Source organism: Corynebacterium sp. HMSC075D04, assembly GCF_001815635.1.
In the GTDB taxonomy this organism is placed as follows: Bacteria; Actinomycetota; Actinomycetes; order Mycobacteriales; family Mycobacteriaceae; genus Corynebacterium; species Corynebacterium coyleae.
On record NZ_KV821363.1, the window covers coordinates 74,038 to 96,473 of the forward strand.

Annotated in this window: 25 protein-coding genes; 12 read left to right on the plus strand and 13 right to left on the minus strand. The window is 63.6% G+C overall.

Going from position 1 to position 22,436, the window contains the following annotated elements:
- The first annotated feature begins 24 nt into the window (after positions 1-24).
- The 3 genes from HMPREF3048_RS09325 to HMPREF3048_RS09335 are packed head-to-tail and all read left to right on the plus strand — an operon-like array spanning position 25 to position 2,945.
- Positions 25-1,086 (plus strand): FecCD family ABC transporter permease, encoded by a 1,062-nt coding sequence (locus HMPREF3048_RS09325; RefSeq protein WP_141743308.1) that lies wholly within the window; start codon positions 25-27, stop codon positions 1,084-1,086.
- The gene (locus HMPREF3048_RS09330; protein ID WP_246815295.1) at positions 1,083-2,138 is read left to right on the plus strand and encodes a FecCD family ABC transporter permease; all 1,056 of its coding nucleotides are present in this window, start codon (positions 1,083-1,085) and stop codon (positions 2,136-2,138) included. Before HMPREF3048_RS09325 ends, HMPREF3048_RS09330 begins: the two co-directional genes overlap by 4 nt.
- The gene (locus HMPREF3048_RS09335) at positions 2,139-2,945 is read left to right on the plus strand and encodes an ABC transporter ATP-binding protein (RefSeq protein ID WP_070482382.1); all 807 of its coding nucleotides are present in this window, start codon (positions 2,139-2,141) and stop codon (positions 2,943-2,945) included.
- Here HMPREF3048_RS09335 and HMPREF3048_RS09340 read toward each other — a convergent pair.
- On the minus strand, positions 2,942-3,418 hold the full coding sequence (locus HMPREF3048_RS09340) for a GNAT family N-acetyltransferase (RefSeq protein WP_083291903.1): 477 nt from the start codon (positions 3,416-3,418) through the stop codon (positions 2,942-2,944). The two genes, HMPREF3048_RS09335 and HMPREF3048_RS09340, sit on opposite strands and share 4 nt — an antisense overlap.
- Before the next feature lie 166 nt (positions 3,419-3,584).
- Between HMPREF3048_RS09340 and HMPREF3048_RS12440 the strand changes: the two genes are divergently transcribed.
- Positions 3,585-3,824, plus strand: coding sequence for a hypothetical protein (locus HMPREF3048_RS12440; protein WP_141743307.1), 240 nt, complete (start codon positions 3,585-3,587; stop codon positions 3,822-3,824).
- A 75-nt stretch (positions 3,825-3,899) separates the two neighbouring features.
- Here HMPREF3048_RS12440 and HMPREF3048_RS09345 read toward each other — a convergent pair whose 3' ends face one another.
- The gene (locus HMPREF3048_RS09345) at positions 3,900-4,403 is read right to left on the minus strand and encodes a GNAT family N-acetyltransferase (protein ID WP_070482544.1); all 504 of its coding nucleotides are present in this window, start codon (positions 4,401-4,403) and stop codon (positions 3,900-3,902) included.
- 23 nt (positions 4,404-4,426) lie between these two features.
- Between HMPREF3048_RS09345 and HMPREF3048_RS09350 the strand changes: the two genes are divergently transcribed.
- A complete protein-coding gene (locus HMPREF3048_RS09350) occupies positions 4,427-5,260 on the plus strand; it encodes a chymotrypsin family serine protease (RefSeq protein WP_070771959.1) in 834 nt (277 codons plus the stop codon).
- A gap of 137 nt (positions 5,261-5,397) precedes the next feature.
- Here HMPREF3048_RS09350 and HMPREF3048_RS09355 read toward each other — a convergent pair whose 3' ends face one another.
- Both HMPREF3048_RS09355 and HMPREF3048_RS09360 read right to left on the minus strand, forming a co-directional pair.
- Entirely contained in the window at positions 5,398-7,182 is a 1,785-nt protein-coding gene (locus tag HMPREF3048_RS09355; RefSeq protein WP_246817571.1) for an acetyl-CoA carboxylase biotin carboxylase subunit, read from the minus strand.
- A gap of 60 nt (positions 7,183-7,242) precedes the next feature.
- Positions 7,243-8,127 (minus strand): sulfurtransferase, encoded by an 885-nt coding sequence (locus HMPREF3048_RS09360; RefSeq protein WP_070422836.1) that lies wholly within the window; start codon positions 8,125-8,127, stop codon positions 7,243-7,245.
- Positions 8,128-8,429: 302 nt separating this feature from the next.
- Between HMPREF3048_RS09360 and HMPREF3048_RS09365 the strand changes: the two genes are divergently transcribed.
- On the plus strand, positions 8,430-9,491 hold the full coding sequence (locus HMPREF3048_RS09365) for a Cj0069 family protein (protein ID WP_070771981.1): 1,062 nt from the start codon (positions 8,430-8,432) through the stop codon (positions 9,489-9,491).
- Positions 9,492-9,730: 239 nt separating this feature from the next.
- Here HMPREF3048_RS09365 and HMPREF3048_RS09370 read toward each other — a convergent pair whose 3' ends face one another.
- The 5 genes from HMPREF3048_RS09370 to HMPREF3048_RS09390 all read right to left on the minus strand — a co-directional run bounded on the left by HMPREF3048_RS09370 (position 9,731) and on the right by HMPREF3048_RS09390 (position 13,866).
- Positions 9,731-10,129 (minus strand): DUF3151 domain-containing protein, encoded by a 399-nt coding sequence (locus tag HMPREF3048_RS09370; protein ID WP_070449528.1) that lies wholly within the window; start codon positions 10,127-10,129, stop codon positions 9,731-9,733.
- Positions 10,130-10,155: 26 nt separating this feature from the next.
- Positions 10,156-10,749, minus strand: coding sequence for a Maf family protein (locus HMPREF3048_RS09375; RefSeq protein WP_070771960.1), 594 nt, complete (start codon positions 10,747-10,749; stop codon positions 10,156-10,158).
- Positions 10,749-10,934: an acyl-CoA carboxylase subunit epsilon gene (locus HMPREF3048_RS09380; RefSeq protein ID WP_070422838.1), complete on the minus strand. Its 186-nt coding sequence runs from the start codon at positions 10,932-10,934 to the stop codon at positions 10,749-10,751. The genes HMPREF3048_RS09375 and HMPREF3048_RS09380 overlap by 1 nt, the downstream gene beginning before the upstream one ends.
- Before the next feature lie 10 nt (positions 10,935-10,944).
- Positions 10,945-12,468 (minus strand): acyl-CoA carboxylase subunit beta, encoded by a 1,524-nt coding sequence (locus tag HMPREF3048_RS09385; protein ID WP_070771961.1) that lies wholly within the window; start codon positions 12,466-12,468, stop codon positions 10,945-10,947.
- A gap of 150 nt (positions 12,469-12,618) precedes the next feature.
- Positions 12,619-13,866 (minus strand): ATP-binding protein, encoded by a 1,248-nt coding sequence (locus HMPREF3048_RS09390; protein ID WP_070771982.1) that lies wholly within the window; start codon positions 13,864-13,866, stop codon positions 12,619-12,621.
- 210 nt (positions 13,867-14,076) lie between these two features.
- On the opposite strand from HMPREF3048_RS09390, the gene HMPREF3048_RS09395 reads away from it, so the two are divergent.
- Positions 14,077-14,808, plus strand: coding sequence for a biotin--[acetyl-CoA-carboxylase] ligase (locus HMPREF3048_RS09395; RefSeq protein ID WP_070771962.1), 732 nt, complete (start codon positions 14,077-14,079; stop codon positions 14,806-14,808).
- Between the two features lie 22 nt (positions 14,809-14,830).
- Positions 14,831-15,286: a hypothetical protein gene (locus HMPREF3048_RS09400; RefSeq protein ID WP_070771963.1), complete on the plus strand. Its 456-nt coding sequence runs from the start codon at positions 14,831-14,833 to the stop codon at positions 15,284-15,286.
- 39 nt (positions 15,287-15,325) lie between these two features.
- Here HMPREF3048_RS09400 and budA read toward each other — a convergent pair whose 3' ends face one another.
- Positions 15,326-16,054: an acetolactate decarboxylase gene (budA, locus tag HMPREF3048_RS09405; protein WP_070771964.1), complete on the minus strand. Its 729-nt coding sequence runs from the start codon at positions 16,052-16,054 to the stop codon at positions 15,326-15,328.
- Between the two features lie 58 nt (positions 16,055-16,112).
- Here budA and HMPREF3048_RS09410 point away from each other — a divergent pair, with 58 nt between their 5' ends.
- From HMPREF3048_RS09410 to HMPREF3048_RS09420, 3 genes are read left to right on the plus strand one after another with little or no spacing between them, the layout of a single operon-like run.
- The gene (locus HMPREF3048_RS09410; protein WP_083316853.1) at positions 16,113-17,276 is read left to right on the plus strand and encodes a 5-(carboxyamino)imidazole ribonucleotide synthase; all 1,164 of its coding nucleotides are present in this window, start codon (positions 16,113-16,115) and stop codon (positions 17,274-17,276) included.
- 4 nt (positions 17,277-17,280) lie between these two features.
- Positions 17,281-17,784 carry a 5-(carboxyamino)imidazole ribonucleotide mutase gene (gene purE, locus HMPREF3048_RS09415; protein WP_070570497.1) on the plus strand — a complete coding sequence of 168 codons (504 nt, stop codon included), beginning with the start codon at positions 17,281-17,283 and terminating at the stop codon, positions 17,782-17,784.
- Positions 17,777-18,244: a YdcF family protein gene (locus HMPREF3048_RS09420; protein ID WP_083308134.1), complete on the plus strand. Its 468-nt coding sequence runs from the start codon at positions 17,777-17,779 to the stop codon at positions 18,242-18,244. Before purE ends, HMPREF3048_RS09420 begins: the two co-directional genes overlap by 8 nt.
- Positions 18,245-18,294: 50 nt before the next feature.
- Here HMPREF3048_RS09420 and HMPREF3048_RS09425 read toward each other — a convergent pair whose 3' ends face one another.
- The 3 genes from HMPREF3048_RS09425 to HMPREF3048_RS09435 form a co-directional block, all read right to left on the minus strand.
- A complete protein-coding gene (locus HMPREF3048_RS09425; RefSeq protein WP_070771965.1) occupies positions 18,295-18,618 on the minus strand; it encodes a hypothetical protein in 324 nt (107 codons plus the stop codon).
- A gap of 73 nt (positions 18,619-18,691) precedes the next feature.
- Entirely contained in the window at positions 18,692-19,348 is a 657-nt protein-coding gene (locus tag HMPREF3048_RS09430) for a TIGR03089 family protein (protein WP_070771966.1), read from the minus strand.
- Positions 19,349-19,366: 18 nt separating this feature from the next.
- The gene (locus HMPREF3048_RS09435; RefSeq protein WP_083316854.1) at positions 19,367-20,908 is read right to left on the minus strand and encodes an AbgT family transporter; all 1,542 of its coding nucleotides are present in this window, start codon (positions 20,906-20,908) and stop codon (positions 19,367-19,369) included.
- 226 nt (positions 20,909-21,134) lie between these two features.
- On the opposite strand from HMPREF3048_RS09435, the gene HMPREF3048_RS09440 reads away from it, so the two are divergent.
- Complete coding sequence (locus tag HMPREF3048_RS09440) at positions 21,135-22,427, plus strand: M20 family metallopeptidase (RefSeq protein WP_070422846.1); 1,293 nt, start codon at positions 21,135-21,137, stop codon at positions 22,425-22,427.
- The last annotated feature ends 9 nt before the right edge of the window (positions 22,428-22,436 follow it).

A 22,436-nucleotide genomic window follows, 5' to 3' on the forward strand; every position in this document is an offset into this window, starting at 1 on the left:
CCCTCGACCCGCCCACCGCGAACCATGACGATCACCACAGCGCCTGCGCCCACCGAAACGGAAGCCCAGCTAGCACCGCCACAGCCCCACCCGCTCGCGTACCGAGTTGTCGGCGCATGGGTGCTCATCGCGTTGCTCGCGGTCTCGCTCGTGCTCAGCCTTACCGTCGGTGCGCGCGAGATTACGCTCAGCGAGCTGTGGCATTTCCTCCGTTCGCCCGATCCGGCCGACCCGGTGTCGCAGGTGGTGTGGCAGTCGCGGGTGCCGCGCACCGTGCTGATTTTGGTGGCAGGGGCCGCGTTCGGTGTCGCGGGCGGCTTGATGCAGGCAGTGACCAGAAACCCCCTGACAGACCCCGGAATCCTCGGCGTCAATGCCGGCGCTTCTCTGGCGGTGGTGGTAGGCATCGCCTACTTCGGTCTCACCGACATCAACCAATACATGTGGTTGGCATTCACAGGTGCGACCGTTACATCGTTCGCTGTATTCCTCATCGGAAATGCTGGGCCGATGCGAGGCAACCCGATCCGGATGACACTGTCCGGCGTCGCACTCGGTGCCGTCCTCGGCGGGTTCACTTCAGCGGTTCTGCTCACCAACTCCGACGTTCTGAAGAAGATGCGCGGCTGGTCCGCTGGCACCACGGCCAACCAGGCTCTGGACAATACGCTCGCGATCGTGCCCTTCATTCTGATCGGGCTCGTGCTCGCGCTCGCACTATCGAAGTCGCTTGATGTGCTCGCGCTGGGCGAGGCCGCTGCCGTGGCGATGGGAGCGAACCCGAACCGCGTTCGTCTCGTCGCACTGATCGCTATTGCGCTCCTCGCTGGCGGCGGCACTGCGGTGGCAGGACCAATTTCTTTCCTCGGGTTGTTGGCCCCGCACCTAAGCCGGATGATCGTGGGCCCGCACCAGGGATGGATCATGGCGTACTCGATCATTTTGGCACCCGCCATCATGGGTTTCGCTGACGTGGTCGGCCGCGTGATTGTGCAGGGCGAGATGCCTGTAGGGGTGGTCACGCCCTTCATCGGCGCGCCCCTCCTTATCTACATGGTGCGCCAGTTCCGGGTGACAGAACTGTGACGACGCAACGCCTGGATTTCGGCCGACCGATGGTAGGGATCGGCCCGCGCGAGCGCCCGATCTTCGTCACCGATGTGCGTGCAGTGGTAGTCACCGCCGTTCTCGTCGCGCTGGCGGCTGCTTGCGGCGTCTTCGCGCTTTTCACCGGTTCTGCATCGATGACCGCGGGCCAAGTATTCGATGCTGTGCTGGGCCGCGGGGACGACTTCACCCACATGGTCGTGGTGGAGTGGCGTGCTCCGCGCGTGCTGATGGCGCTGGTGCTCGGTGCTGCGCTCGCTCTGTCGGGCGCGTTGTTTCAAAACCTCACCAATAATCCGCTCGGTTCGCCGGATGTGATCGGTTTTCAAACCGGCTCCTATACCGGGGCTCTCATCGCTATGCTGGTGCTCCGCGGCGGTTCCACGGCCACCCTGCTCGGTGCGCTCGCGGGCGGCTTGCTCACGGCTGTAACGGTGTTTTTCCTAGCGTCGAAAGACGGCCATGCTCGGGGAGTGCGGCTCATCATCGTCGGGATCGGTGTCAGTGCGATGCTGGCCGCGGTGAACACATGGCTGCTGCTCACGGCGACGGTCGAGGACGCGATCATGGCGAGCTTGTGGGGTGCGGGCAACCTTGCTGGCACCAGCTGGAAAACCCTCGGGTTCGCAGCATCGGGCACGGTGGTGTTCATTGCGGTGACGGCGTTGTTGGCTCGCCCGATGCGCCTTACACAGATCGGCATCCCGTTCGCCACCGCTCTTGGGCAAAACGTGCGTGCAGTGCAAGTCGCCGCGATCATCACCGGGATTGGCTTGACCGCACTAGCCACCGCCACCGTTGGACCGATCTCATTCATCGCGCTCGCCGCCCCGCAGATCGCGCGCCGACTTGTGCGCGCCGACGGGCTGGCGCTGATGCCTACTGCCGCGACCGGCGCGTTGCTGCTCGTGCTCGCAGACACTGTCGCACAGCGCATTCACCCCACTTCGCCACTGCCAGTAGGCATTGTCACCGTCTCCATCGGCGGTATCTATTTCCTCTGGCTGCTGATTCAGGAAGGACGGAAGTAAATGGCACGTCTGCGCACCGAACACGCGAAGTTGGCGTACTCCGACGAAGCGATCATCTGCGACGATGTCACAGTCGAGATTCCGGATCGCATGTTCACAGTCATTGTGGGGCCGAACGGGTGCGGCAAATCGACGCTGCTGAAGTCCCTTACGCGGCTCATTACGCCGGTTTCAGGGGCGACGCTTCTCGACGGCAAGTCTCTGCACGAACAGCCCACCAAACACGTTGCTAAGCAAGTCGGCCTGCTTCCCCAGGGGCCGGTCGCACCGGAGGGCATCCGTGTCATCGATCTCGTCTCACGCGGACGGTATCCCCACCAGGGTCTTTTCAAACCTTGGTCGCCAGAAGACGAGCGTGCCGTGGGAGGGGCAATGGACGCGACCAACGTGCGCGAGCTCAGCGGTCGCTTCGTCGACGAGCTTTCCGGCGGGCAGCGCCAACGTGTTTGGATGGCTGTCGCTCTTGCGCAGGAGACTCCGATCCTGCTCCTCGACGAGCCGACCACGTTTCTGGATGTGCGCTACCAGATCGAACTTCTTGAACTGTGCCGCGAGCTGAACAAGCGCGACCACCTCACCCTGGTGGCGGTGCTGCACGATCTCAACCAAGCGGCGCGCTACGCGGATAACATCATCGCGATGAAAGACGGGGAAGTCGTGGCCACCGGCGCGCCCGCCGACGTGATCACCGAGGAGTTGGTTCGTGACGTTTTCGGCGTCGAGGCCAGTATCATCCAAGATCCGGAATCCGGCAGCCCCCTCATGATCCCGCGGTGGGAAGGGCGCGTCGCAGAGAGGGCAGATTAGAGCTGGTAGACCATCACACCCCCGGGTACCGCGACATCGCTGAAGCCGAACGCTTCATAGCGGTGGCGGGCGCGGGGGTTGTCTTCTGCGACAAAGAGCGCCACTTGTGTAGCACCCTGCTCCCGGGCGAGGTCTACGACCTCACGGAGCAAGGCTTCGCCCAAGCGGTGGCCCGCATATCGGTTCTCAATGGCGATGGCGATTTCTGGAGTGCCGGGCGAGAGGTTCGCATAGCCCTGGTCAGGCGACGTCCAATACCGCAACCACACTCCGCCTGCGGGAATGCGGAATTGGTCGAAGGCGATGACCCCGCCGTCGCGTTGCGGGTCCCACTCGTCGACGTAGCGTTCCACGTCCGGTAACTGCTCCGGGCGCACCTCCTTGGATTCGTCACCGTAGATGTCCGCGAGGAAGTTCAGACGGCGCAAGTAGGTGCGGTCCGATTCTGTGGCGCGGTGGAAGGTGAACTCCATGGGTGCCACCGTACTCATGCACTTAAGTCACGCACGGTAACCTTTCCCGCATGCGCCCACAGCGCCAGAGCCGCCACAGCCGCCGCTGGTGCCGTCTGTCTGGCCGCCGCGCCGCCTGAGTGCCGCCGCCCAACCATTACGGTCACCCAAGGCGACGTGGTGCGCTTTGGCGGGGTCTCCGAGTGCACGCTGGGCTACGTGGACGCCTCGTAAGGGATTCTGGGCGGGCTACACCGCCGCCCACTGTGGCCGGCCTGGCAGCCGCGTGGAGGTGAAAACCGTTGGCGGATACCGCGAGGTGGGCACGTTCTTGCCGTCGCGGCAGTACGAGGTTGAGTGGCACGACGCCATTAAGTCCTTTGCGCTTAACTGGCTTGATCGTGGGGAAAGGCTGCTGGAGGCTTAGGAATGGGGCTCAAATTTTGAGCTCTATCGGTGGAGGTGGTCCCCCAGCAGGCGCGCCGCCTAGGCGAAACGTGGCCTAAGCGGTGAAGTCATCGACGTCGACGGCCATGACATTGTCGTGGCCGTCGACGTTTTTGAATCCGAAAGACTCGTAGCGGTGGCGTGCGCGGTCGTTGTTCGGGTCCACCCACAGCGCTACCTTCGACGCGCCTTGCTTTGCTGCCAACTCAACTGCAGCTGCAAGGAGTCGGACGGCGAGTCGGTGGCCGGCGTAGCGTCGCTCCACCGCAATTGCGATCTCCGGAATATCCTTCCCGAGGTTGGCCCAACCCAGTTCGGGCGTGGGCCAGTAGCGCAGCCAGACACCGCCCGCTGGCACACGGAACTGGTCGAATGCAAGGATGCCGCCTTCGGTTTCTGGGTCCCATTGGCCGACGTAATTGTCGGAGCCTGCACGTTCATCTGGTCCGATCTCGCCGTGCTCATCCCCGAACACGTCGGTGAGAAAGTTCAGGCGGCGCAGGTACGTGCGGTCGGATTCAGTTGCTTCACGTAGTTCGAACTCAGGTGTGTAATCCATGCCCACCACGTTAATCTTTTTCCATGCTCCGCCGCATATGCCTCTCGACGACCACCGCAACCGCCCTTGCCCTCACCCCAATCGCAAACGCCGCGGTTCCGGTGGTGGAGCAGGGAGCTCGTGTGGTCGTCGTCGATAAGGGCATGTGCACCATCGGGTTCAACGACCCCGACCAACGGATCAGTTACACCGCCGGGCACTGTGGCGAACACGGCAGCCGCGCTGCTGTGGGCCAGGCAAGCGGAACGTTCTACCCCTCCACTGCATTCGGTAGGTCTGCGACCGGCAACGACTGGGGGATCATCCGTTGGGACGACGGTGTCCAACTGGGTGCGAACACCATCACCACCGACGCCGTGGTGGACCTCGAGGACCTGCACCCCAACGACGAGGTCTGCCTGCTCAACGCAGGGGAGAAGCGGTGCGGCACCTTCGTTGACCGGCTGGGCAACAACGTCTACTTCGACAGCGAACTTGGCGTGAAAGGTGACTCCGGCGCACCCGTGTGGGCACCCGGCAGGGGACTGGTGGCGGTCTACTCAGGCGTGAGCACGGTGTCGAACGGGAAGGGCGAATCGTCCTCGCTCAACAGAGCTTCGAAACCAGTGAACGGGCCTGGCGTATCGGAGGCGCAGGAGATCGAGCTCATCAGCGCCACCAAGCCGATCAGCGCCCCAGTTGTCCACGGCACCGGCATCCCCGAGGCACCCGCGACCGATGTGGCTCCTACAGGTTCGAGCACTTCCCCAGAAGCCATCGCCACGATTGTTGTGGCGGTCGCCGTTGTGTTGGGCTTCCTCGTGCCGTTTATCGGACCTGTGCTGGAGCAGTTCGCCGTTTCCGTAGGTCTGCGCTGACAGATTCTGCAAAATCTGTCAGTCGACCTTTGAAGGGGTATAGAACGCCTGGTCGTAGCGTCGTAAAGAAAAGCCCTGACAGATTCTGCAAAATCTGTCAGGGCAATGGGTGGGACAAGCGCCACCGAAGCAACCAGCTACTTCAGCTCCATAAGCACGGCGCCCTTGGACACCTGGCCGCCAGCCTCGGCGGCGAGGCCCGTGACGGTGCCGGCCTTGTGTGCCTTGACCGGGTTCTCCATCTTCATGGCCTCGAGGACCAGCAGGACGTCGCCTTCAGCAACCTCGTCGCCTTCGGAGACGTTGACCTTGATCACGGAACCCTGCATGGGGGAGGCGACGGCGTCACCGGAGACAGCAGCCTTGCCTGCGCGGCGCTTCTTCGGCTTGCGCTTGGCGGGGCCTGCGGTGACGAGTTCCTCGGGTAGGGCGACTTCGACGCGGCGGCCGTCAATTTCAACGGCAAAGGTGCGACGGGTCGGCAGGTCGGTGTCGGCGTCGTCACCAGATGCATCGGCGCTGGACGCGGGCAGTTCGCCGTCCCACTCTTCCTCGATCCAGCGGGTGTACACGTCGAAGCCCTCTTCGGTGCCGACGAATGCCGGGTTATCCAGGATGGCCTGGTGGAAGGGGATGACGGTGGGGAAGCCGGTGACCACGTATTCGCCGAGTGCGCGGCGGGCACGCTGGATGGCCTCTTGGCGGGTGGCGCCGTAGACGATCAGTTTCGCCAGCATGGAGTCGAACTGGCCGCCGATGACGGAGCCTGCGCGCACGCCGGAATCGACACGCACTCCGGGGCCGGTGGGCTCAGCGTATGCAACGACGGTGCCCGGTGCCGGCATGAAGTTTGCGGCGGCGTCTTCGCCGTTGATGCGGAACTCAATAGCGTGGCCACGCGGGGTCGGGTCTTCGGTCAGCAGCAGTTCTTCACCGCGGGCGATGCGGAACTGCTCGCGCACGAGGTCGATGCCGGCGGTGACCTCGGTGACGGGGTGTTCGACCTGTAGACGGGTGTTGACCTCCAAAAACGAGATCAGCCCGTCAGAGCCCACGAGGTACTCCACGGTGCCGGCGCCGTAGTAGCCGGCTTCGCGGCAAATCGCCTTGGCAGAGGAGTGGATGCGCTCGCGCTGTTCGTCGGTCAAAAACGGTGCGGGTGCTTCCTCGACAAGTTTTTGGAAGCGACGCTGCAAGGAGCAATCACGCGTACCGACGACGACAACGTTGCCGTGCTGATCAGCCAACACCTGCGCCTCAACGTGGCGGGCCTTGTCCAGGTAGCGCTCCACGAAGCACTCGCCACGACCGAACGCTGCGGTGGCTTCGCGGGTGGCGGACTCAAACAGTTCCGGAATCTCTTCGCGGGTGTAGGCGACCTTCATGCCGCGACCGCCACCGCCGAAAGCTGCCTTGATGGCAACGGGCAGGCCGTGCTCGTCGGCAAACGCAACGACCTCGTCAGCGTTAGCCACGGGGTCCTTAGTGCCGGGTGCCATGGGGGCGTCGGCGGCTTCAGCGATGTGGCGGGCGGTGACCTTGTCGCCGAGTGCCGCGATGGCCTCCGGCGACGGGCCGATCCAGGTCAGGCCAGCGTCGATGACCTTCTGCGCGAACTCGGCGTTCTCCGAGAGGAAGCCGTAGCCCGGGTGGATAGCGTCGGCGCCGGACTTCTGCGCGGCGTCGATGACCTTGTCCATGTCCAGGTAAGACTCGGCGGCGGTGGTGCCGCCGAGGGCGAAGGCTTCGTCGGCAAGAGCGACGAACGGCGCATCGACATCAGGGTCTGCATACACCGCGACCGACGCAACACCTTCGTCCTGGCACGCGCGGATGACGCGCACGGCAATCTCGCCGCGATTAGCGACGAGCACCTTGCTCAGGCTGCGGGGCAGATCAGTATTCGGTGCGGTGGTGGACACGAAGCAATCCCGTCCTTCAATCGGAAATACGAACCGTCAGAAAATCGGACAAATGTCGTTCTATGTTACAGCCCCACCACGGGAATCCCCTTTAGCCACGGGGACGCGGACCATGTTGCCCCACTCGGCCCAGGAGCCGTCGTACAGCGCAACGTCCTCGAAACCGAGAATATTGTTCAGGACGTACCAGGTGTGCGACGCGCTTTCGCCCAACTGGCAGTACACCACTGTGCGCTTCTTCGGATCGAAATCCTTGTAGATCTCGCGGATGTCCTCCAACGGGCGGAAGCGCGCGTTCGGGTGCACGGAACGGCCCCACGGGACGCTAAACGCGCCCGGAATGTGGCCCTGGCGCAGCGTCGGTACTTGGGGTTGCACAGGGGCGGTGCCGTCGCCGCGGTAAGCGGGGGCTGGGCGGGCGTCGATAAGCTGCTCCGGCGGATTATCCAGCAGCTCGGAGGCGAAGGTGCGAACTGCGGTGTCCTTGCGCTCCACCACGGGGTAGTCAGACTCGGGGTAGGAAGGAACGACGAAGGACGTGTCGCGCTCCTCACCCATCCACGCGTCGCGTCCGCCATCGAGCAAGCGCACGTCGGGGTGGCCGAACAGCTCGAACACCCAGGCGGTGTAGGCAGCCCACCAGTTGGCGTGGTCGCCGTAGACCACCACCGTGTCGTCGCGGCTGATGCCGCGGGATCGCATGAGTTTGGCAAAGGCTTCGCCGTCGATGAAGTCGCGGTTGAGCTCGTCGTTAAGATCGCTCTTCCAGTCAATGCGCACCGCGCCCGGAATGTGGCCGATGTCGTAGAGGAACGCATCCTCATCACTTTCGACAACCTTCAGACCATCCACGCCGAGCCGCGCCGAAAGCCACGCGGCGGTGACAAACTTCTCAGGATGTGCGTAGTCCTTGAACTGGGGATTGTCGTCGAGTTCGATACCCACGTCAGCTGCCTTTCGTCTCTGCGGCCCCCGCCGGAATAGGCGAGTGAACAATCACCGACAAGGATACAGGTAGTACCAGCAAATCCCGGCCGGAATCGGCGAGAAACCTCGCCTCGCCACAACAGGTGTGAACTTGCACACTATCAATTCTGCCGCCCTGTGTGGGTCGCTTTAAGCCGATAGAGTCAGAGACGGAACACGACGGCTACGGCTGAGATGTTTCGCGAGTTTTTACCTACCCCGCCGATGCATGCGCTGACCGCATTCACACGCTGCGGGACAACATCATGAAAGGGATCACCGTGCACAAGGCGATTGTTGTCTTCGAGGTTGAGGGCGGCTCCGACAAGTACATTGACGGCCACCGCAAGGACACCATGCCCATTGTCAACGCCATCAAGGAAAAGGGCTGGCACGCAGAGGTTGTCTACTTCCGTCCGGAGTGGGCCGACGACCTGTTCACGTACGTCTCCGAGAACTTCGACGGCTACATCTCGCGTGTGAACCCGGGCAACATCCCGGGCGGCGAAAAGGGCTACTTTGACCTGCTTACCCGCCTGTCCGAGGCCGGCCTGGTCGGCATGTCCACCCCGCAGGAGATGATCTCCTACGGTGCGAAGGATGCCCTGGTGAAGCTGAACAAGACCGACCTTGTGCCGGAAGATACCGCCGCGTACTACGAGGTTGAGGACTTCCACAACACCTTCCCGACCTCCCTGTCCTACGGCGAGCGCGTGCTCAAGCAGAACCGCGGCTCCACCGGCTCCGGCATCTGGCGCGTGCGCCTTGCCGACGAAGCCCTGGCCGACTCCGTCGAACCGGGCACCGCCCTGCCGCTGGACACCAAGCTCAAGTGCACTGAGGCTGTGGACAACCACACTGAGGAGCGCGAGCTCGGCGAGTTCATGGACTTCTGTGACCAGTACATCGTGGGCGACAACGGCATGCTGGTAGACATGCGCTTCATGCCGCGCATCGTCGAGGGTGAGATCCGCATTCTGCTGGTTGGCCCGCACCCGGTGTTCGTTGTGCACAAGAAGCCGGCTGAGGGCGGCGACGCGTTCTCCGCAACCTTGTTCTCCGGCGCGAAGTACACCTACCAGAAGCCGGAGGAGTGGCAGGAGCTCGTCGACATGTTCGCCGAGGCCCGCCCGGTCATCGCCGAGAACCTCGGTGGCGACAACATTCCGCTGATCTGGACCGCGGACTTCATGCTTGCCGATGACGACGAGACCGGGGAGGACACCTACGTCCTCGGCGAGATCAACTGCTCCTGCGTCGGCTTCACCTCGGAGCTCGACATGGGCATCCAGGAGATGGTGGCCGAGGAGGCCATCAAGCGCGTGGAGGCGAAGCACGCGTAAGCGCTGACTTTTCGACGACACCAACGCCCCGGCCCGAAAATCCCGTGCCGGGGCTTCTTGTCTGTCGTGACCCGGTTTTCGCCGACCGGGAATGCGAATCGTCTAGTTGCATTTCGGAGCTGCTAGACGATCCGCATTTTATTGATATCTGTTTTCAATATCACCTGGGGAAATGCATCCGGGGACTCGTGATCGTCTAGTGCCCCCTCACAGGCAGCTAGACGATCTGCTTTTGACGCCTACCCCAGCAGCTCCTTTACGCTAGCCGGGTCGGCATCGGAAAGCATTTGGCGGCAGCGGTCGTACTCGGCGTCGTCGCCAATTGCCTTCGAGGTCAGCGCGAGCATCGCGATGGCTTTGAGCACACCGCGGTTCGGCTCGTGGGACGCCGGGACCGGGCCCCAGCCCTTCCAGCCGTTGGCGCGCAGGCGGTCCAGGGAGCGGTGGTATCCGGTGCGGGCGTAGGCGTAAGCGATGAGTTTGTCGCCGGATTCGAGTTCACGCTCGGCGCGGGTGGCCCAGACGGCGGGGGAATCGGGGTGGGCGAGCGCGGTGTCGTCGGCAAGGAGGTCCTTGCCGGTGGCCGGGTCTGCGGGAAGTTCGATGGGCTTCGGTGCAAGCATGTCGTTGATTTCCATGCCCGCCAGGCTACCCACAACGTGCGCTACGCGGTCCAGAAGTCGGAGGCGTCCAGTCCGAAGCGGTACAGGCAGCGGCGCAAAAGTGGCATGGACAGGCCGATGACGCTGGTGGGGTCGCCGTCGATGGAGTCGATGAACCAGGAGCCGAGCGCCTCGAGTGTGAACGCGCCGGCGCACTCCAGTGGCTGACCGGAGCGGGCGTAGGCCTCGATGTCGGCATCGGACACGTCACCGAAGCGGATGGCGGTGGTGACGGTATCGACGACCCATTCGCCGCCGAACCACACCGCATGCCCGGTGAGCAGGTGGGCTTCCTTGCCGCGCTGTGCTTTCCACCGGCGGATAGTTTCGTCGACGGTGTGGGGTTTGCCCAGCAAGGTGTCGTCGAGAAGCAGCATGCTGTCGCAGCCAACAACAACGTCGTCGGGGAATTCCGCAATTGCGGTCTCGGCTTTTGCGCGGGCGAGGGTGGCCACGGTGGTGGCGGGTGGGACGTCGCCAAGTACAGCGATCACCGCATCCTCATCGATGTGCGCGGGGCGCAGCACCGGGGTGACGCCGCCTTGTTCGAGCAGCATGCGTCGCGACGGCGACTGCGACGCCAACACCAACCGCATTAGAAATACGCCGCCGAATCGAACGCGTGCGGATTAAACGCAGTCGCCGGGTGGGACGCACCCCACATGTTGGCGTCCGGCTGCACCCCGGACTGCTTGCGTTCGCGCTGGAGCTGCAGCAACACCTCGGTCAGCGCCTGCAGTTCCGCCTCGGTGGGGTTGCCTTTAACTACCTGAATATCCACGTCAGCCTCCTTACAGCGGGATGTTGCCGTGCTTCTTCTGTGCCGGGTAGGTCACCTTGCGCTCAAGCAGGCGCAGACCCTCGAGGACGCGGGCGCGGGTGGTGGGCGGTTCGATGACGGCGTCGACCATTCCGCGCTCAGTGGCCACGTACGGGTTGAGGTTGTCCGCGGCGTACTGCTCCTCGTCGGTGCCAATCGCCTCGGCGGCGGTGGTGGCGTCTGCCAGTGCGATCTGTGCGGTCGGCCAAGCGAACACCAGGTCCGCGCCCAGGCCCTTCGAGCCGAGCAGCGCGTACGACGGACCGAACGCCTTGCGGGTGACCACGGTGATCGTGCCCACCTGGGCCTCTGCAAACGCGTAGGCGAGTGCGGCGGCGGCTGCGGCGGACCCGGAGCGCTCCTCCTCGACCGACGGGAGGAAGCCGGGGGAGTCCACGAACTGCACGATCGGCAGGTTAAACGCGTCGCAGGTGCGGATGAAGCGTGCGGCCTTGCGTGCGGCGTCGCGGGTCAGGCAGCCAGCCAAAACACTCGGCTGCGTTGCGACGACACCAACCGCGCGCCCGCCCACGTGCGCAAAACCGGTGACCACGGAACCTGCGAAGCCAGCGGAGAGTTCCAGAACGTCGCCGTCGGTGACCGAAGCCAGGATGTCGGTGACGTCGTAGGGCTGGTTGTCGTCGTCAGGCATGAATGTGTCGAGGTCGGCCTCCGTCGCAGGGGCCTCGGCGTTGTCGGCACCCAGCGGGGAAGCGGCCTTGTTATTCAGCGGCAGGTAGCTGACCACGGTACGGGCCAGGTCCACCGCTTCCGTATCGGTCGCGGCGACGAGCTGCGCCAGGCCGGTCTTCGCGGCATGGACGGCGGTGCCGCCAAGCTCATCGGAAGTGGTCTCTGCGCCGGAGACCTTGGTCACGATGTCCGCCGTGGTCACGTGCAGGGACGCGCCCTCGGCCATGACGGTGATGTCCGCCATCGGGACCGTGGTGGCAGCGAGCGAGGCGACATCCCCGGCCACGACCGCGATCTGCGGAATCAAACCCGACGCACGGGTTGCCGCACGCAGGATCTGTGCCTGCATATGCGCGGTGACAATGCCTTCCTTCCAACGCGGGCCAGTCGAGTCATAAATACCGATCAGCGGCACGCCGGTCTTGGTTGCCAAGTCGTAGATCTTGAGGATCTTCTCGCAGTACACCTCACCGACCTGGCCGTCGAAAATCGTCGGGTCTTGGGAGAAGACGCAGACACGACGGCCGTCGATCAGCCCGTAGCCCGTAATCACACCGTCGGTGGAAGGCTTGGACTTGTCCATCTTGTATGCCTCGACGCGGTGCTTGGCCAGGGCGTCGGTCTCCACGAACGTGCCGTCGTCGAGAAGCGAAAGCACGCGCTCGCGGGCAGTGGTGCCGCCAGCCTCATGGACAGCATCGATCGCGTCCTGACCGACCGGTGCCTGCGCCTCATCCAGGCGATTGCGCAGATCCTGAATGCGGCCAGCCGTCGTGGTCATGTCGGGTTTAGATGAACTCATAACGCCCCAGTCTAGATTCCGAGATTGTTCCTGCCACATTGCCTATCGACGGCGCGTCGCCAGACGTTTCGCAGCGTAGGTGTAACCGGGGTGCCGGGTTGGGGTGTGCTTCCGGGGGCTTGCGAGGGCGAGGGTGAGGAAACGGGAACACTAATTGCTGAGAAGCGCGAGAGGCATAACGATCACACCGTCACGTCGTACATAAGCCTGTTTCCCCGTGGTAAGGACCATGAGGTTGGTGACGCGGTCTGGAATACGGTCGCGCAACCATAGGAGGTGTCGGACGTCGGCGTCGTCGATATGAGGCTTCAGCTTGACCTCCACCCCGAGTACCTCCCGTTCAGCGCCCTCAATGATGAAGTCGACTTCCCGCTCTCCCGCGTTGGACCTGAGGTGGTAGACCTTGGCCCTGTTTGCTTGGGCCAGTACACGCAGGGTGAGCGCGCACAGAGACTCGAAAAGCGGCCCGAACATGTGCGCAGCACGGTTACTCAAGAGGCCAGATGAGGATATTCCAAGAAGTCTGGCAGCGAGGGCGGGGTCAGCCAAGTGATGCTTTGGGCCTTGCTGCAGACGCTTGAACTCATTGTTTTCTGGAACCCAACCAGGAACTGGATCAAGCAGCCAAACCTTTGCAAGGTGCTCACGATAAGCGAGTGTGGTCTTCTGATTCGGTTGTTCAGTCTGACCGCCGGTGGTCGCATCAAGCAGTCTGGAGTAAGCGGTGGTAGTCGCTGTTGCAGCAGCGTATGCACGCAACCAGCTTCGAAGCGATTCCGGCCGTCTCACCTCGTATCCTGCATCGGGAATATCACGATCGATGATTCGCTCAATGTAGGAATCCAGCAGTGTGACCTGGATGAGCGGATTCGCGGAAGCGATGGCGGGGAATCCGCTTCCGGTGATGAGGCGTGCGTAGTCGTCGAGCGTACAGTCAGAAGAACCAGATACATCGGTGTTTCCGGCCAAGATCCCGGCGAAGCTGCATGTGGGGTTAGCGACGCCACGTTCATGCACTGCCATTGGTCGCATTCTCAGTGAGACGATGCGTCCGGCCCCAGAGTGTGAGCCCTTCGGGTCGACTGGAGTAGCAGAGCCGGTGAGGAGGAAGCGCCCGGGCTCAGCGCCCTGATCTACTTGGCGTCGGACAGAATCCCAGATCTGGGGAAGATGCTGCCACTCATCTAGTAGAAGAGTTCCATCTGGTGCGGAGGAGAGCGAGAAATCTGCCTCGGCAACGTTCCTCATATCGGGATCGTCGAGATACCAAGCAGCGTTGGCTCGGCGCCTTGCGGTGTCGGTCTTACCCACACCTTTTGGTCCGTCAATTGCGATTGCGGGCAGGTGAGGCATGAGGAGATCAAGCTCGTCATCAAGCGTGCGCCGAAGATAAGACATACGGGTAGTGTACAGCATGAATAGTTCCTACTACCTGATTTTCAGGACTTCTACTACCCGTTTTTCAGAAGGGCTACTACCTGATTTTCAGGACTCCTACTACCCAATTTTCAGAAATGGGGTGCCTCTTCGGCGAAGCGCGCTAACTGACCTTTGCGGGGAGAGGGGCACCGAAACCCCAACACCCCGCCGCCTACTACGCTCGTGACCATGAGTGTCAAGGACGTGCAGGCAATTCAGGACAAGGTGGCCGAATACTGGACTGACGTGCGGTGGGTCGAGTCCACCGGGTCGACGAACGCGGACCTGCTCAAGGACGGTTCCGCGCCGGGCACGGTGCTCATCGCAGACGAGCAAACCGCTGGCAAGGGCCGCTTGGGCCGCCATTGGGTATCGCCGAAGGGTTCGCAGTTGGCCATGAGCATGGTCATCGACGTGACCGATACCCCGCCGCCGTTCGGGTTGCTGTCTATCGCGCCGGGTGTGGCGGTGACGGATGTGGTGCCGCAGGCGCAGTTGAAGTGGCCGAACGATGTGCAGATTGGCGGCAAGAAGATCGCTGGCATCCTCTCGGCGTTGGATATGCCGCGGGTGATTGTGGGCATCGGCATTAACGTCGCTATGCGTCCGGAGGATCTGCCGGTGGAGACCGCCACCGCCCTGAACCTTGAGGGCATTGACGTGGATTTCGACGAGTTTGCCGCCGACATCCTCGCCGCGATGGGCCGTCGTTTGAAGCAGTGGCAGGAGCGCGACCCGCAGTTGTTGGAGGATTACCGCAAGGTCTGTTCCACGATCGGCCAGCAGGTTCGCTTGGAGTTGCGCGAGGGGGAGGAGACGGTGCGCGGCCTGGTCACGGGCATTAATGATGAGGGCGAGGTGCTTATCGACGACACCCCGTTCTCCGTCGGCGACGTCCACCACCTCCGCCCGACCCAGTAGGCGTGCAGTAACCTAGCCGGTCATGGCTAACAAAGCGGTGTTTCGTGTCGGCGAGGACGAGGTGGTCCTCGCCGACGTGTGTGCGCCGCTTTCTTCGTTAACGTTCCCGCTGCTGGAGTTGGTGGCGGTTACCGGCATTGCCTGGATGGCGATCGGCTGGATGGATGTGACCCCACATATCGACCCGGGGATGCGCAACATTGTGGTGCTGATCTGGGCGATCCTTGCGTTGTGGCGGTTTGTGTTGCCGTTGGTGTCGTCGCGACGCAGGCGCTTTGTGGTCACCGACAAGCGCGTTCTGGCACGGGGGCGGCGTGGCGCGGTGGATTCGATCCCGTTGCGCCAGATCCATTCGGTGCGCCGGGAGCGCGGGGGCTTGTGGATCGCGCTGTACGGCTACGCCCAGCCGGTGCGGTTTGACCGGGTGGGCAAGACACGCGCGGTGGAGAAAGTGCTGCAGTCGCAGCTGCGCGGCTAGGCGCACCCGCGCCGCAGCCCCCGCGCCGCAGCTGCGCGGCTAGTCCTTGACTTCCGTGGTGTGGAGTTGCTCGTCGAGGTCCTCAGGTGAGAGGTGCCCGCCGAGGAATTCGGCGGTGATGGGTAGGTGCAGTTCCATGTCGGTGCCGGGGCACAGTTCGATGACGGCGTCGTCGACGGTGTAGTCGAGAACGTGGCCGCCGCGGGTGTGGTCGTCGTCAATGAAGTGCACGTGGCAGCCGGGGACGCCGATGCCTTTGGCGTACATGGGGGTGCGGAATCCGCCGATGACGCCTTCGACGTCGGTGAAGATGTGTTCGGCGTCGTCGGAGACTGCCTCGGACATCGGGGGATAGGGCTTTTCCTGTTTGGTGACGGTACGCACGCGGACTTCTTTGAATCGGCCGGTGATTTTGACGGCGGTGAAGAAGTTGTGGCTGGGTTCGGCGTCGTCGATAAATTTGGCGAGTTCGGCGCGGACCATGCCGGCGGGGGCGTCGAAACGCAGGCGGGGTACGAAGTTGGTCACCACGGTAAATGGGGTGCGTTGGTCGAGGTCAGCGACGCGGGCTTTGCCGTCGGAGGTGAGTTGGTGGCATACGCCGTCGAGGATGAGCATCTCGCCGTCGAGGGCGTCGAAGGTGCCGAGGCCGAAGTTGCCTTTGCTCAGGATGTCGCTGATGGTGAGCTCGCCGTCGTAGATGCCGTCGAGAAGTGCGGTCATCAGAGAGTTTTGGAAAATGGTGTGGCGGGCGATGGTTTCAGACATGGCTGCGATGCTAGTCGGTTGGCCGACTACAGTGTGGGGCGTGAGTAACGCGTATGGGATGCCTGTTGTCGCCGTGCTTGGCGACGGCCAATTGGCACGAATGATGCAAACAGAAGCTATCGAGCTCGGCGTGGACACTCGCGTGCTCGCGTCGAGTAAGGACAAGTCGGCGGCGCAAGTCTTCGGTGATGTCCGCATCGGCGACTACACCAACCTTGAGGATCTGCTCGCGATCGTCGAGGGCGCGGACGCGGTCACGTTTGATCACGAGCATGTGCCGAACGAGTACGCGCAATTGCTTATCGACGACGGCGTCGCCGTCGAACCCCGCCCCGAAGCCCTCATCTACGCCCAGGACAAACTCGAGCAGCGCCGCCGCCTCGCGGAGGCGGGCCTGCCGGTGCCGCCGTTCGCAGCGATCACGTCGGCTGCGGACGCGGAGGCGTTCTGGGACGACAACGATGGTCAGGTCTGCCTGAAGGCGACGCGGGGTGGGTATGACGGGCATGGGGTGTGGTTCCCGTCGTCGAGAAGCGAATGCGCGGAACTCGTGGAGCAGCTTTTGAGCCGCGACCTGCCGCTGATGGCAGAGAAGAAGGTCGCCTTCACGCGTGAGTTGTCCGCCATGGTGGCGCGCAACCGTTCCGGCGATGTGCGTGCGTGGCCGGTGGTGGAATCGCGCCAGGACGACGGCATTTGCCGCGTGGCCATCGCGCCCGCACCGAACATGTCGGACGAGCAGGCCAAGCATTGCGAAGACCTCGCCGTGCGTGTCGCCGAAGGCTTGGGTGTGACCGGCGTGCTGGCGGTGGAACTGTTCGAGTACGAGGGCCCGAACGGCCCGGAGGTGGCCGTCAACGAGTTGGCCATGCGCCCGCACAACACCGGCCACTGGACCCAGGACGGCTGCCTGACCTCCCAGTTTGAGCAGCACATCCGTGCGGTGTTGGACTGGCCGCTTGGTGCTGTGGACACGCTCGCGCCGGCGACCGTCATGGTGAACACGCTTGGCGGCGACGAAGACCCGGATACCCCGATGGCCGAGCGCGTCATCGCGGTGATGCGCAAGTACCCGCAGGCCAAGGTGCACCTCTACGGCAAGGATCACCGTCCGGGCCGCAAGATGGGCCACGTCAACGTGTGCGCAGACACCGTCGAGGAAGCCCTTGCGATTGCCGAGGACGCCGCGCACTACATCATCCACGCAACCTGGAAGGACTAAGCAGATGGCACAGCCGCAAGTTGGCATCATCATGGGCTCGGACTCGGACTGGGACACCGTCGCCCCGGCCGCCGAGGTACTCGCCGAGTTTGGCATCCCGTTCGAGGTCGGCGTGGTCTCCGCGCACCGCACCCCGGACAAGATGCTCGCCTACGCCAAGGAGGCACATACCCGTGACCTTCAGGTGATCATCGCCTGCGCTGGCGGTGCCGCGCACCTGCCGGGCATGGTCGCCGCGGCCACCCCGCTGCCGGTCATCGGTATTCCGCGCGCGCTGGACACGCTTGACGGCATGGATTCGCTGCTGTCCATCGTGCAGATGCCGGGAGGTGTCCCGGTGGCAACGGTCTCCATCGGTGGTGCAAAGAACGCCGGCCTGCTCGCCGCCCGCATCCTGGGTGCCGCCGACCCGGCTGTGCAGCGCAAGATGGTGGACTACCAGGCGCGTATGGCAGCCGAGGTAGAGCGCAAGGACGAGGCGCTGCGCCAGCGCCTGATGGGTGAGTAACCCAATCGTTGTGTTGGGCGCCCGGATTGTGGACGGGCGCCCTTCTCGCATGCTCGAGCACCGCTTGCACAAGGCGCTCGAGGTATGGCGTGCGGCCCCGGCGCCGATCGTGGTGTCCGGCGACGGGGAGGCCGACATCATGGCCGCCTGGCTCACCGCCCACGGTGTGCCTGCTCAGGCGGTGGTGCTCGAGCCGCATGCGCGGTCCACGAACGAAAACCTGGAACGTTCCCGCGCGCTGTTCCCCGACGCGTCGTACCTCACCGTAGTGACCAGCGGTTTCCACGTCCCCCGTACCCGCGTGTGGGCGTGGCACCTGGGCATCCCGGTGCGCATGGTCGCTGCGACGACGCCTGAAACCTCGCGGAAGAAAAACTACGCGCGCGAAGTGTTCGCCGTGCCGCACTCCATCACGCGCGTTGCTTGGCGACGACTCGCCCGCCGCCTCTTCGGCCGCTGAGCCATGCAACACGTGCCGGGCGGCGTCGGCCAGCACGGCGGCGCCCGGGACTAGCGGGGGAGACCCGGCAGGTTGATGCCGAAGTGTGGGCCAGCAAAGTACAGGCCTGCTGCGCCGAGGGTGGCGATGATCGCAGCCGCACCGACCAGCAGCGCGACGAAGCGCCCTGCGTTATCCACTTCGTCCTGGGTGTACTCGGAGCTACCCGGGCCGGTGGCCATCTTCTTGTCTTTCGGAGTGGTGTTTGTGTTCTCGGTTTCGGTCTGAGCCGTGGTCTCAGCCTGGGCCGGGGCGACAGTTGCGGTGGTGAGGCTGACGGTCAGTGCGGGGGCGAGAGCCAGCGCACCAGCGCGGCGGATCAGCGTGCGGGACATGCCGGATTCCCTTCATCAATGCGGGTAGTGTCCGGCACAGCTTAGCCCAGGAGTGCAGGGGTAACAGTCATGACTACTGGATACGGCGCGTGACGTTCTCAGCGGCGGAGATCTCCTGGAGTCGTTCGTCGGATGCCGAACCCGTGACGACGACCACGGATCCACCAGCGGCCAGCGGTACCATCACCGATATCGTGAAGTCATCGGTGCCACGCCAATCTCGGGCGAGGTAGCGTTCGGCCTCAACGCCTGGCTGGGCGAAGGTGGACAGGTCTGGGCTGTTGCCGAAGTAGTCGTCGCCGTAGAAGCGCACGGTGGGGCCGAAGTCCACGGTGCCGGGCGGAATGGTGCCGCCGGCTTCCTCGACGCCGCGGCCGAACGGGTCGTCGGAGACAAGGACGCACTCGGTGGCGTCGGTCCAGTTTTCGGCGCGTTCCGGGGTGGTGAAGACGATATCGGGGGCGGTGGGGTGGTCGTCGATGAGCGGAGCGCGCGAAGAGTTGAACGTGCCAACCGCAATCACCGCAGCCTGCCAGGAGACGGGCAGGTCGATGACGATGCTCGCGTCGAGGGGGAGGTCGAATTCCTCGTCGAGCATGTTGGCTACTTTGCTGGCCCAGTTGTCCAGCGTTTGGGCGGAGAAATCCATGCGTAATCCCCGCGCATCGTCGTAAATAGTGAAGCGCGGGGATGCGGGATCTGCGGCGAGAAGTGGGGCAAGCATGCTCATGCTCGCCCAGTGTAGGCACTACAGGAAGATGGCAGCGCCGGGGCCGAGCGGCAGGTCGAAGATGTACCAGATGAACAGCAGGGTAGCCCAGGACACCCAGAACGGAACCACGAACACGATCAGGCGCGACATCAGCGTGCCCAGGCCAGCATTGGGCTCGTATCGACGAAGCAACGTCAGGATCACGATGATGTACGGGTTCAGCGGGGTGATGATCTGGGTGGCGGAATCGCCGACACGGAACGCGGCCTGCGTGAAGGCTGGCTCGAAGCCGATCAGGGCGAACATTGGGACGAACACGGCCGCCATCAGGGTCCACATCGCGGAGCCGGAAATAACCAACAGGTTCAGGCACGACGCCAGGATGATGAACGCGAGGATGGCCGCGAAGCCGGTGATGCCAGCCGCCTCGAGCATCTCTGCGCCCTTGACGGCGGAGAAGGTGCCGATGCCGGACCAACTAAACAGGGAAATGAACTGGCCGAGGATGAACGCGAGAACCAGGAAGCCGAGCATGTCGCCCATCGCCTTGGTCATCATGTCCACGATGTCCTTGATGTTCTTCACCGTGCCGGCGACCTTGCCGTAGACGATGCCGAGGACCATGAAGTAGGTGAAGACGATGAACACGATCGACTGCAGCAGCGGGGACTTCGGCAGGAAGCCACCTTCTTCGTTGCGCCACGGGGAATCCGGGATGAGTACTGCGAACAGGATGATTGCCGTGACGATAAGCGTGGCGACGCCCGCCCACATCAGGCCGCGGCGTTCCGGCTTGGTCAGTTCGACGGAGATCTCGTTGCCGTCGGTGTCGCGGTTCATGCCGTCGTCGCCCTCGACCATCTCCTGGGGGACGTCGAGTTTGTGCATGCGAGGCTCGAGGATCCTATCGATGATGAAGCCACACACCAGGCCCAGGATGATAGAGGCGGCGATGTTGAAGTAGTAGTTGGACACCGGGTTGACCTCGGTGGCGTCCATGCTCGGCAGGGTTTCCATCACGGCGTTGGTGATGCCGGCGAACAGGGCGTCCAGCGACGTCGGCACCAGTGCGGTGGAGTAGCCAGCGCCGACGGCGGCGAAGCCACCGAGCAGGCCTGCGACCGGGTGGCGGCCAGCGGCCTTGAACACCATCGCGGCCAGCGGCGGGATGACCACGAACGCGGCGTCCGCCATGATCGAGCCGGTCACGCCAATGATGCCAACCGCGTACGGCAGAACCGAGCGGTTAGCGGAGCCGAAGAGCTTGCGGATGAGCGCGGAGAGCATGCCGGAGCGCTCGGAAACGCCCACGGCGAGCATGATCGGCAGGACCGTGACCAGTGGCGGGAAGCCGAGGTAGTTCTGGCCGAGGGTGGTGGTGAACCAGGCCAGGCCCTCACCAGTGAAGAAGCCCTTGATCTTCACACTTTCGTCCTCGCCGGGCACGGCGACCTCGGCACCGAAGTACGCCATCACGGTGGAGATGACCGCGGTGATGAGGAACAGGATGAGGAAGAGCGTGAAAGGCTCTGGAAGTTTGTTGCCGACAGCCTCGATGGTGCCGAGCACTCGGTCCATCGCGGTTTTCTTCTGCGGTGGGCTGCTGTCGGCGGAGCGCTCGAGCTCGGCGCTCCCTGTGGCTTTTCGCGTACTCATGCGTATATGTTGTACCAGTCACATTAATTCTGCGCTAGGGTTTTGTAGAAACGTAATCCGATCGACGGAGAGTGAGCGGACCGTGAGCGAAACGCATCCCAACCGCCCGACCAGCCCAACCCCACCGAACCCTGCCTTCCTGCAACGCATGGACGCAGTGGTGCGAGATGAGATCGCCGCTGCGTCGCCGCAGTTCCCGGTTGAGCCGGGCTATCCGGAGCGTGACGCGGTGTGGGGGAAGGTCGAGCGCAACGTCGAAGCCGTCCGGGCCGACCTGGAACACATCATGCGTGACCTGCACGCGAACCCGGAGGAGGCGTTTCAGGAATTCCATGCGCAGGCTGTGATTGCGAAGGTGCTTGAGGGGCAGGGGTTCGTCGTCAAGCAAGGGGCGCATGGCGTGGAAACAGCGCTGCGTGCGGAGTGGCAAAGCGACGATTTTGACCCGAGCACACATCCGACGGTGGCGGTGATGTCTGAATACGACGCGCTGCCGGGTATTGGACATGCGTGCGGGCACAACGTGATCGCTGCATCCGGGGTGGGTGGTTTCCTCGGTGCGGTAGGTTCGGGTTCGGGCCGCATCGTGTTTCTTGGCACCCCGGCGGAGGAGGGCCACACCGGCAAGGAGTACATGATCCGCGGCGGCATGCTCGACGGCGTGGATTGTGCGGTGATGATCCACCCGTTCTGCTACGACCTGGTGTCGCACGCGTGGACGGGGCGCCGCTCGCTTACCGCAACGTTTACCGGCGTTGCCGCGCACGCGTCGATGCAGCCGTACATGGGGCGCAATGCGCTAGATGCTGCGACGCTTGCGTACCAAGCCATGGGGTTGTTGCGCCAGCAGATGCCGCCGTCGGATCGCCTACACGCGATCATTTCGGACGGTGGTGCGAGGGCATCGATCATTCCGGAGACGGCCACGCTGAGCCTCTACGTGCGTTCGCTGTACACCGAAACACTCATGGATTTGAGCAAGCGTATCGACGACATCCTTACCGGCGCCGCCCTCATGACCGGCACCGGCGTGGATGTGCAGTGGGATAACCACCCCATGTCGCTTCCTGTCCGCAACAACGAAACCTTGGCGGCGCGCTGGGGAGCGACCCAGCAGGCGCGGGGTAGGGAAGTGTTGCCGGGTGGGATCTTGCCGGACTCGCAGGCGGCGTCGACAGATTTTGGCAACGTCTCGCAGCTCGTTCCGGGAATCCACCCGCTGGTCAAGATTGCGCCGGAGGGCACGGCGCTACACACGACCAAGTTCGCCGATGCGGCGATCACCCCGGCCGCGATGGACGGTGTGATCGACTCCGCAGTGGGGCTCGGCCAGGTCATCGCTGACGTACTCAATGACCCGGTGCTGTTGCAGCGCGCTCGCGAGGAGTTCGAAGCGGCGGGCGGGGCGATCTCCGTGGAGGCGCTGCTAGATGAGGCCTAGATGACGCGT

Bases quoted from the DNA above. Each gene is read 5' to 3' on its own strand.
- HMPREF3048_RS09325 (WP_141743308.1), top strand. From the start codon at position 25: ATGACGATCACCACAGCGCCTGCGCCCACCGAAACGGAAGCCCAGCTA.
- purE (WP_070570497.1), top strand. From the start codon at position 17,281: ATGGCACAGCCGCAAGTTGGCATCATCATGGGCTCGGACTCGGACTGG.
- HMPREF3048_RS09435 (WP_083316854.1), bottom strand. From the start codon at position 20,908: ATGGACCGAGTGCTCGGCACCATCGAGGCTGTCGGCAACAAACTTCCA.
- HMPREF3048_RS09375 (WP_070771960.1), bottom strand. From the start codon at position 10,749: ATGCGGTTGGTGTTGGCGTCGCAGTCGCCGTCGCGACGCATGCTGCTC.
- HMPREF3048_RS09395 (WP_070771962.1), top strand. From the start codon at position 14,077: ATGAGTGTCAAGGACGTGCAGGCAATTCAGGACAAGGTGGCCGAATAC.
- HMPREF3048_RS09350 (WP_070771959.1), top strand. From the start codon at position 4,427: ATGCTCCGCCGCATATGCCTCTCGACGACCACCGCAACCGCCCTTGCC.
- HMPREF3048_RS09410 (WP_083316853.1), top strand. From the start codon at position 16,113: ATGCCTGTTGTCGCCGTGCTTGGCGACGGCCAATTGGCACGAATGATG.
- HMPREF3048_RS09440 (WP_070422846.1), top strand. From the start codon at position 21,135: ATGGACGCAGTGGTGCGAGATGAGATCGCCGCTGCGTCGCCGCAGTTC.
- HMPREF3048_RS09385 (WP_070771961.1), bottom strand. From the start codon at position 12,468: ATGAGTTCATCTAAACCCGACATGACCACGACGGCTGGCCGCATTCAG.
- HMPREF3048_RS09340 (WP_083291903.1), bottom strand. From the start codon at position 3,418: ATGGAGTTCACCTTCCACCGCGCCACAGAATCGGACCGCACCTACTTG.
- HMPREF3048_RS09400 (WP_070771963.1), top strand. From the start codon at position 14,831: ATGGCTAACAAAGCGGTGTTTCGTGTCGGCGAGGACGAGGTGGTCCTC.
- HMPREF3048_RS09390 (WP_070771982.1), bottom strand. From the start codon at position 13,866: ATGTCTTATCTTCGGCGCACGCTTGATGACGAGCTTGATCTCCTCATG.
- HMPREF3048_RS09430 (WP_070771966.1), bottom strand. From the start codon at position 19,348: ATGAGCATGCTTGCCCCACTTCTCGCCGCAGATCCCGCATCCCCGCGC.
- HMPREF3048_RS09425 (WP_070771965.1), bottom strand. From the start codon at position 18,618: ATGTCCCGCACGCTGATCCGCCGCGCTGGTGCGCTGGCTCTCGCCCCC.
- budA (WP_070771964.1), bottom strand. From the start codon at position 16,054: ATGTCTGAAACCATCGCCCGCCACACCATTTTCCAAAACTCTCTGATG.
- HMPREF3048_RS09345 (WP_070482544.1), bottom strand. From the start codon at position 4,403: ATGGATTACACACCTGAGTTCGAACTACGTGAAGCAACTGAATCCGAC.
- HMPREF3048_RS09370 (WP_070449528.1), bottom strand. From the start codon at position 10,129: ATGGAAATCAACGACATGCTTGCACCGAAGCCCATCGAACTTCCCGCA.
- HMPREF3048_RS09335 (WP_070482382.1), top strand. From the start codon at position 2,139: ATGGCACGTCTGCGCACCGAACACGCGAAGTTGGCGTACTCCGACGAA.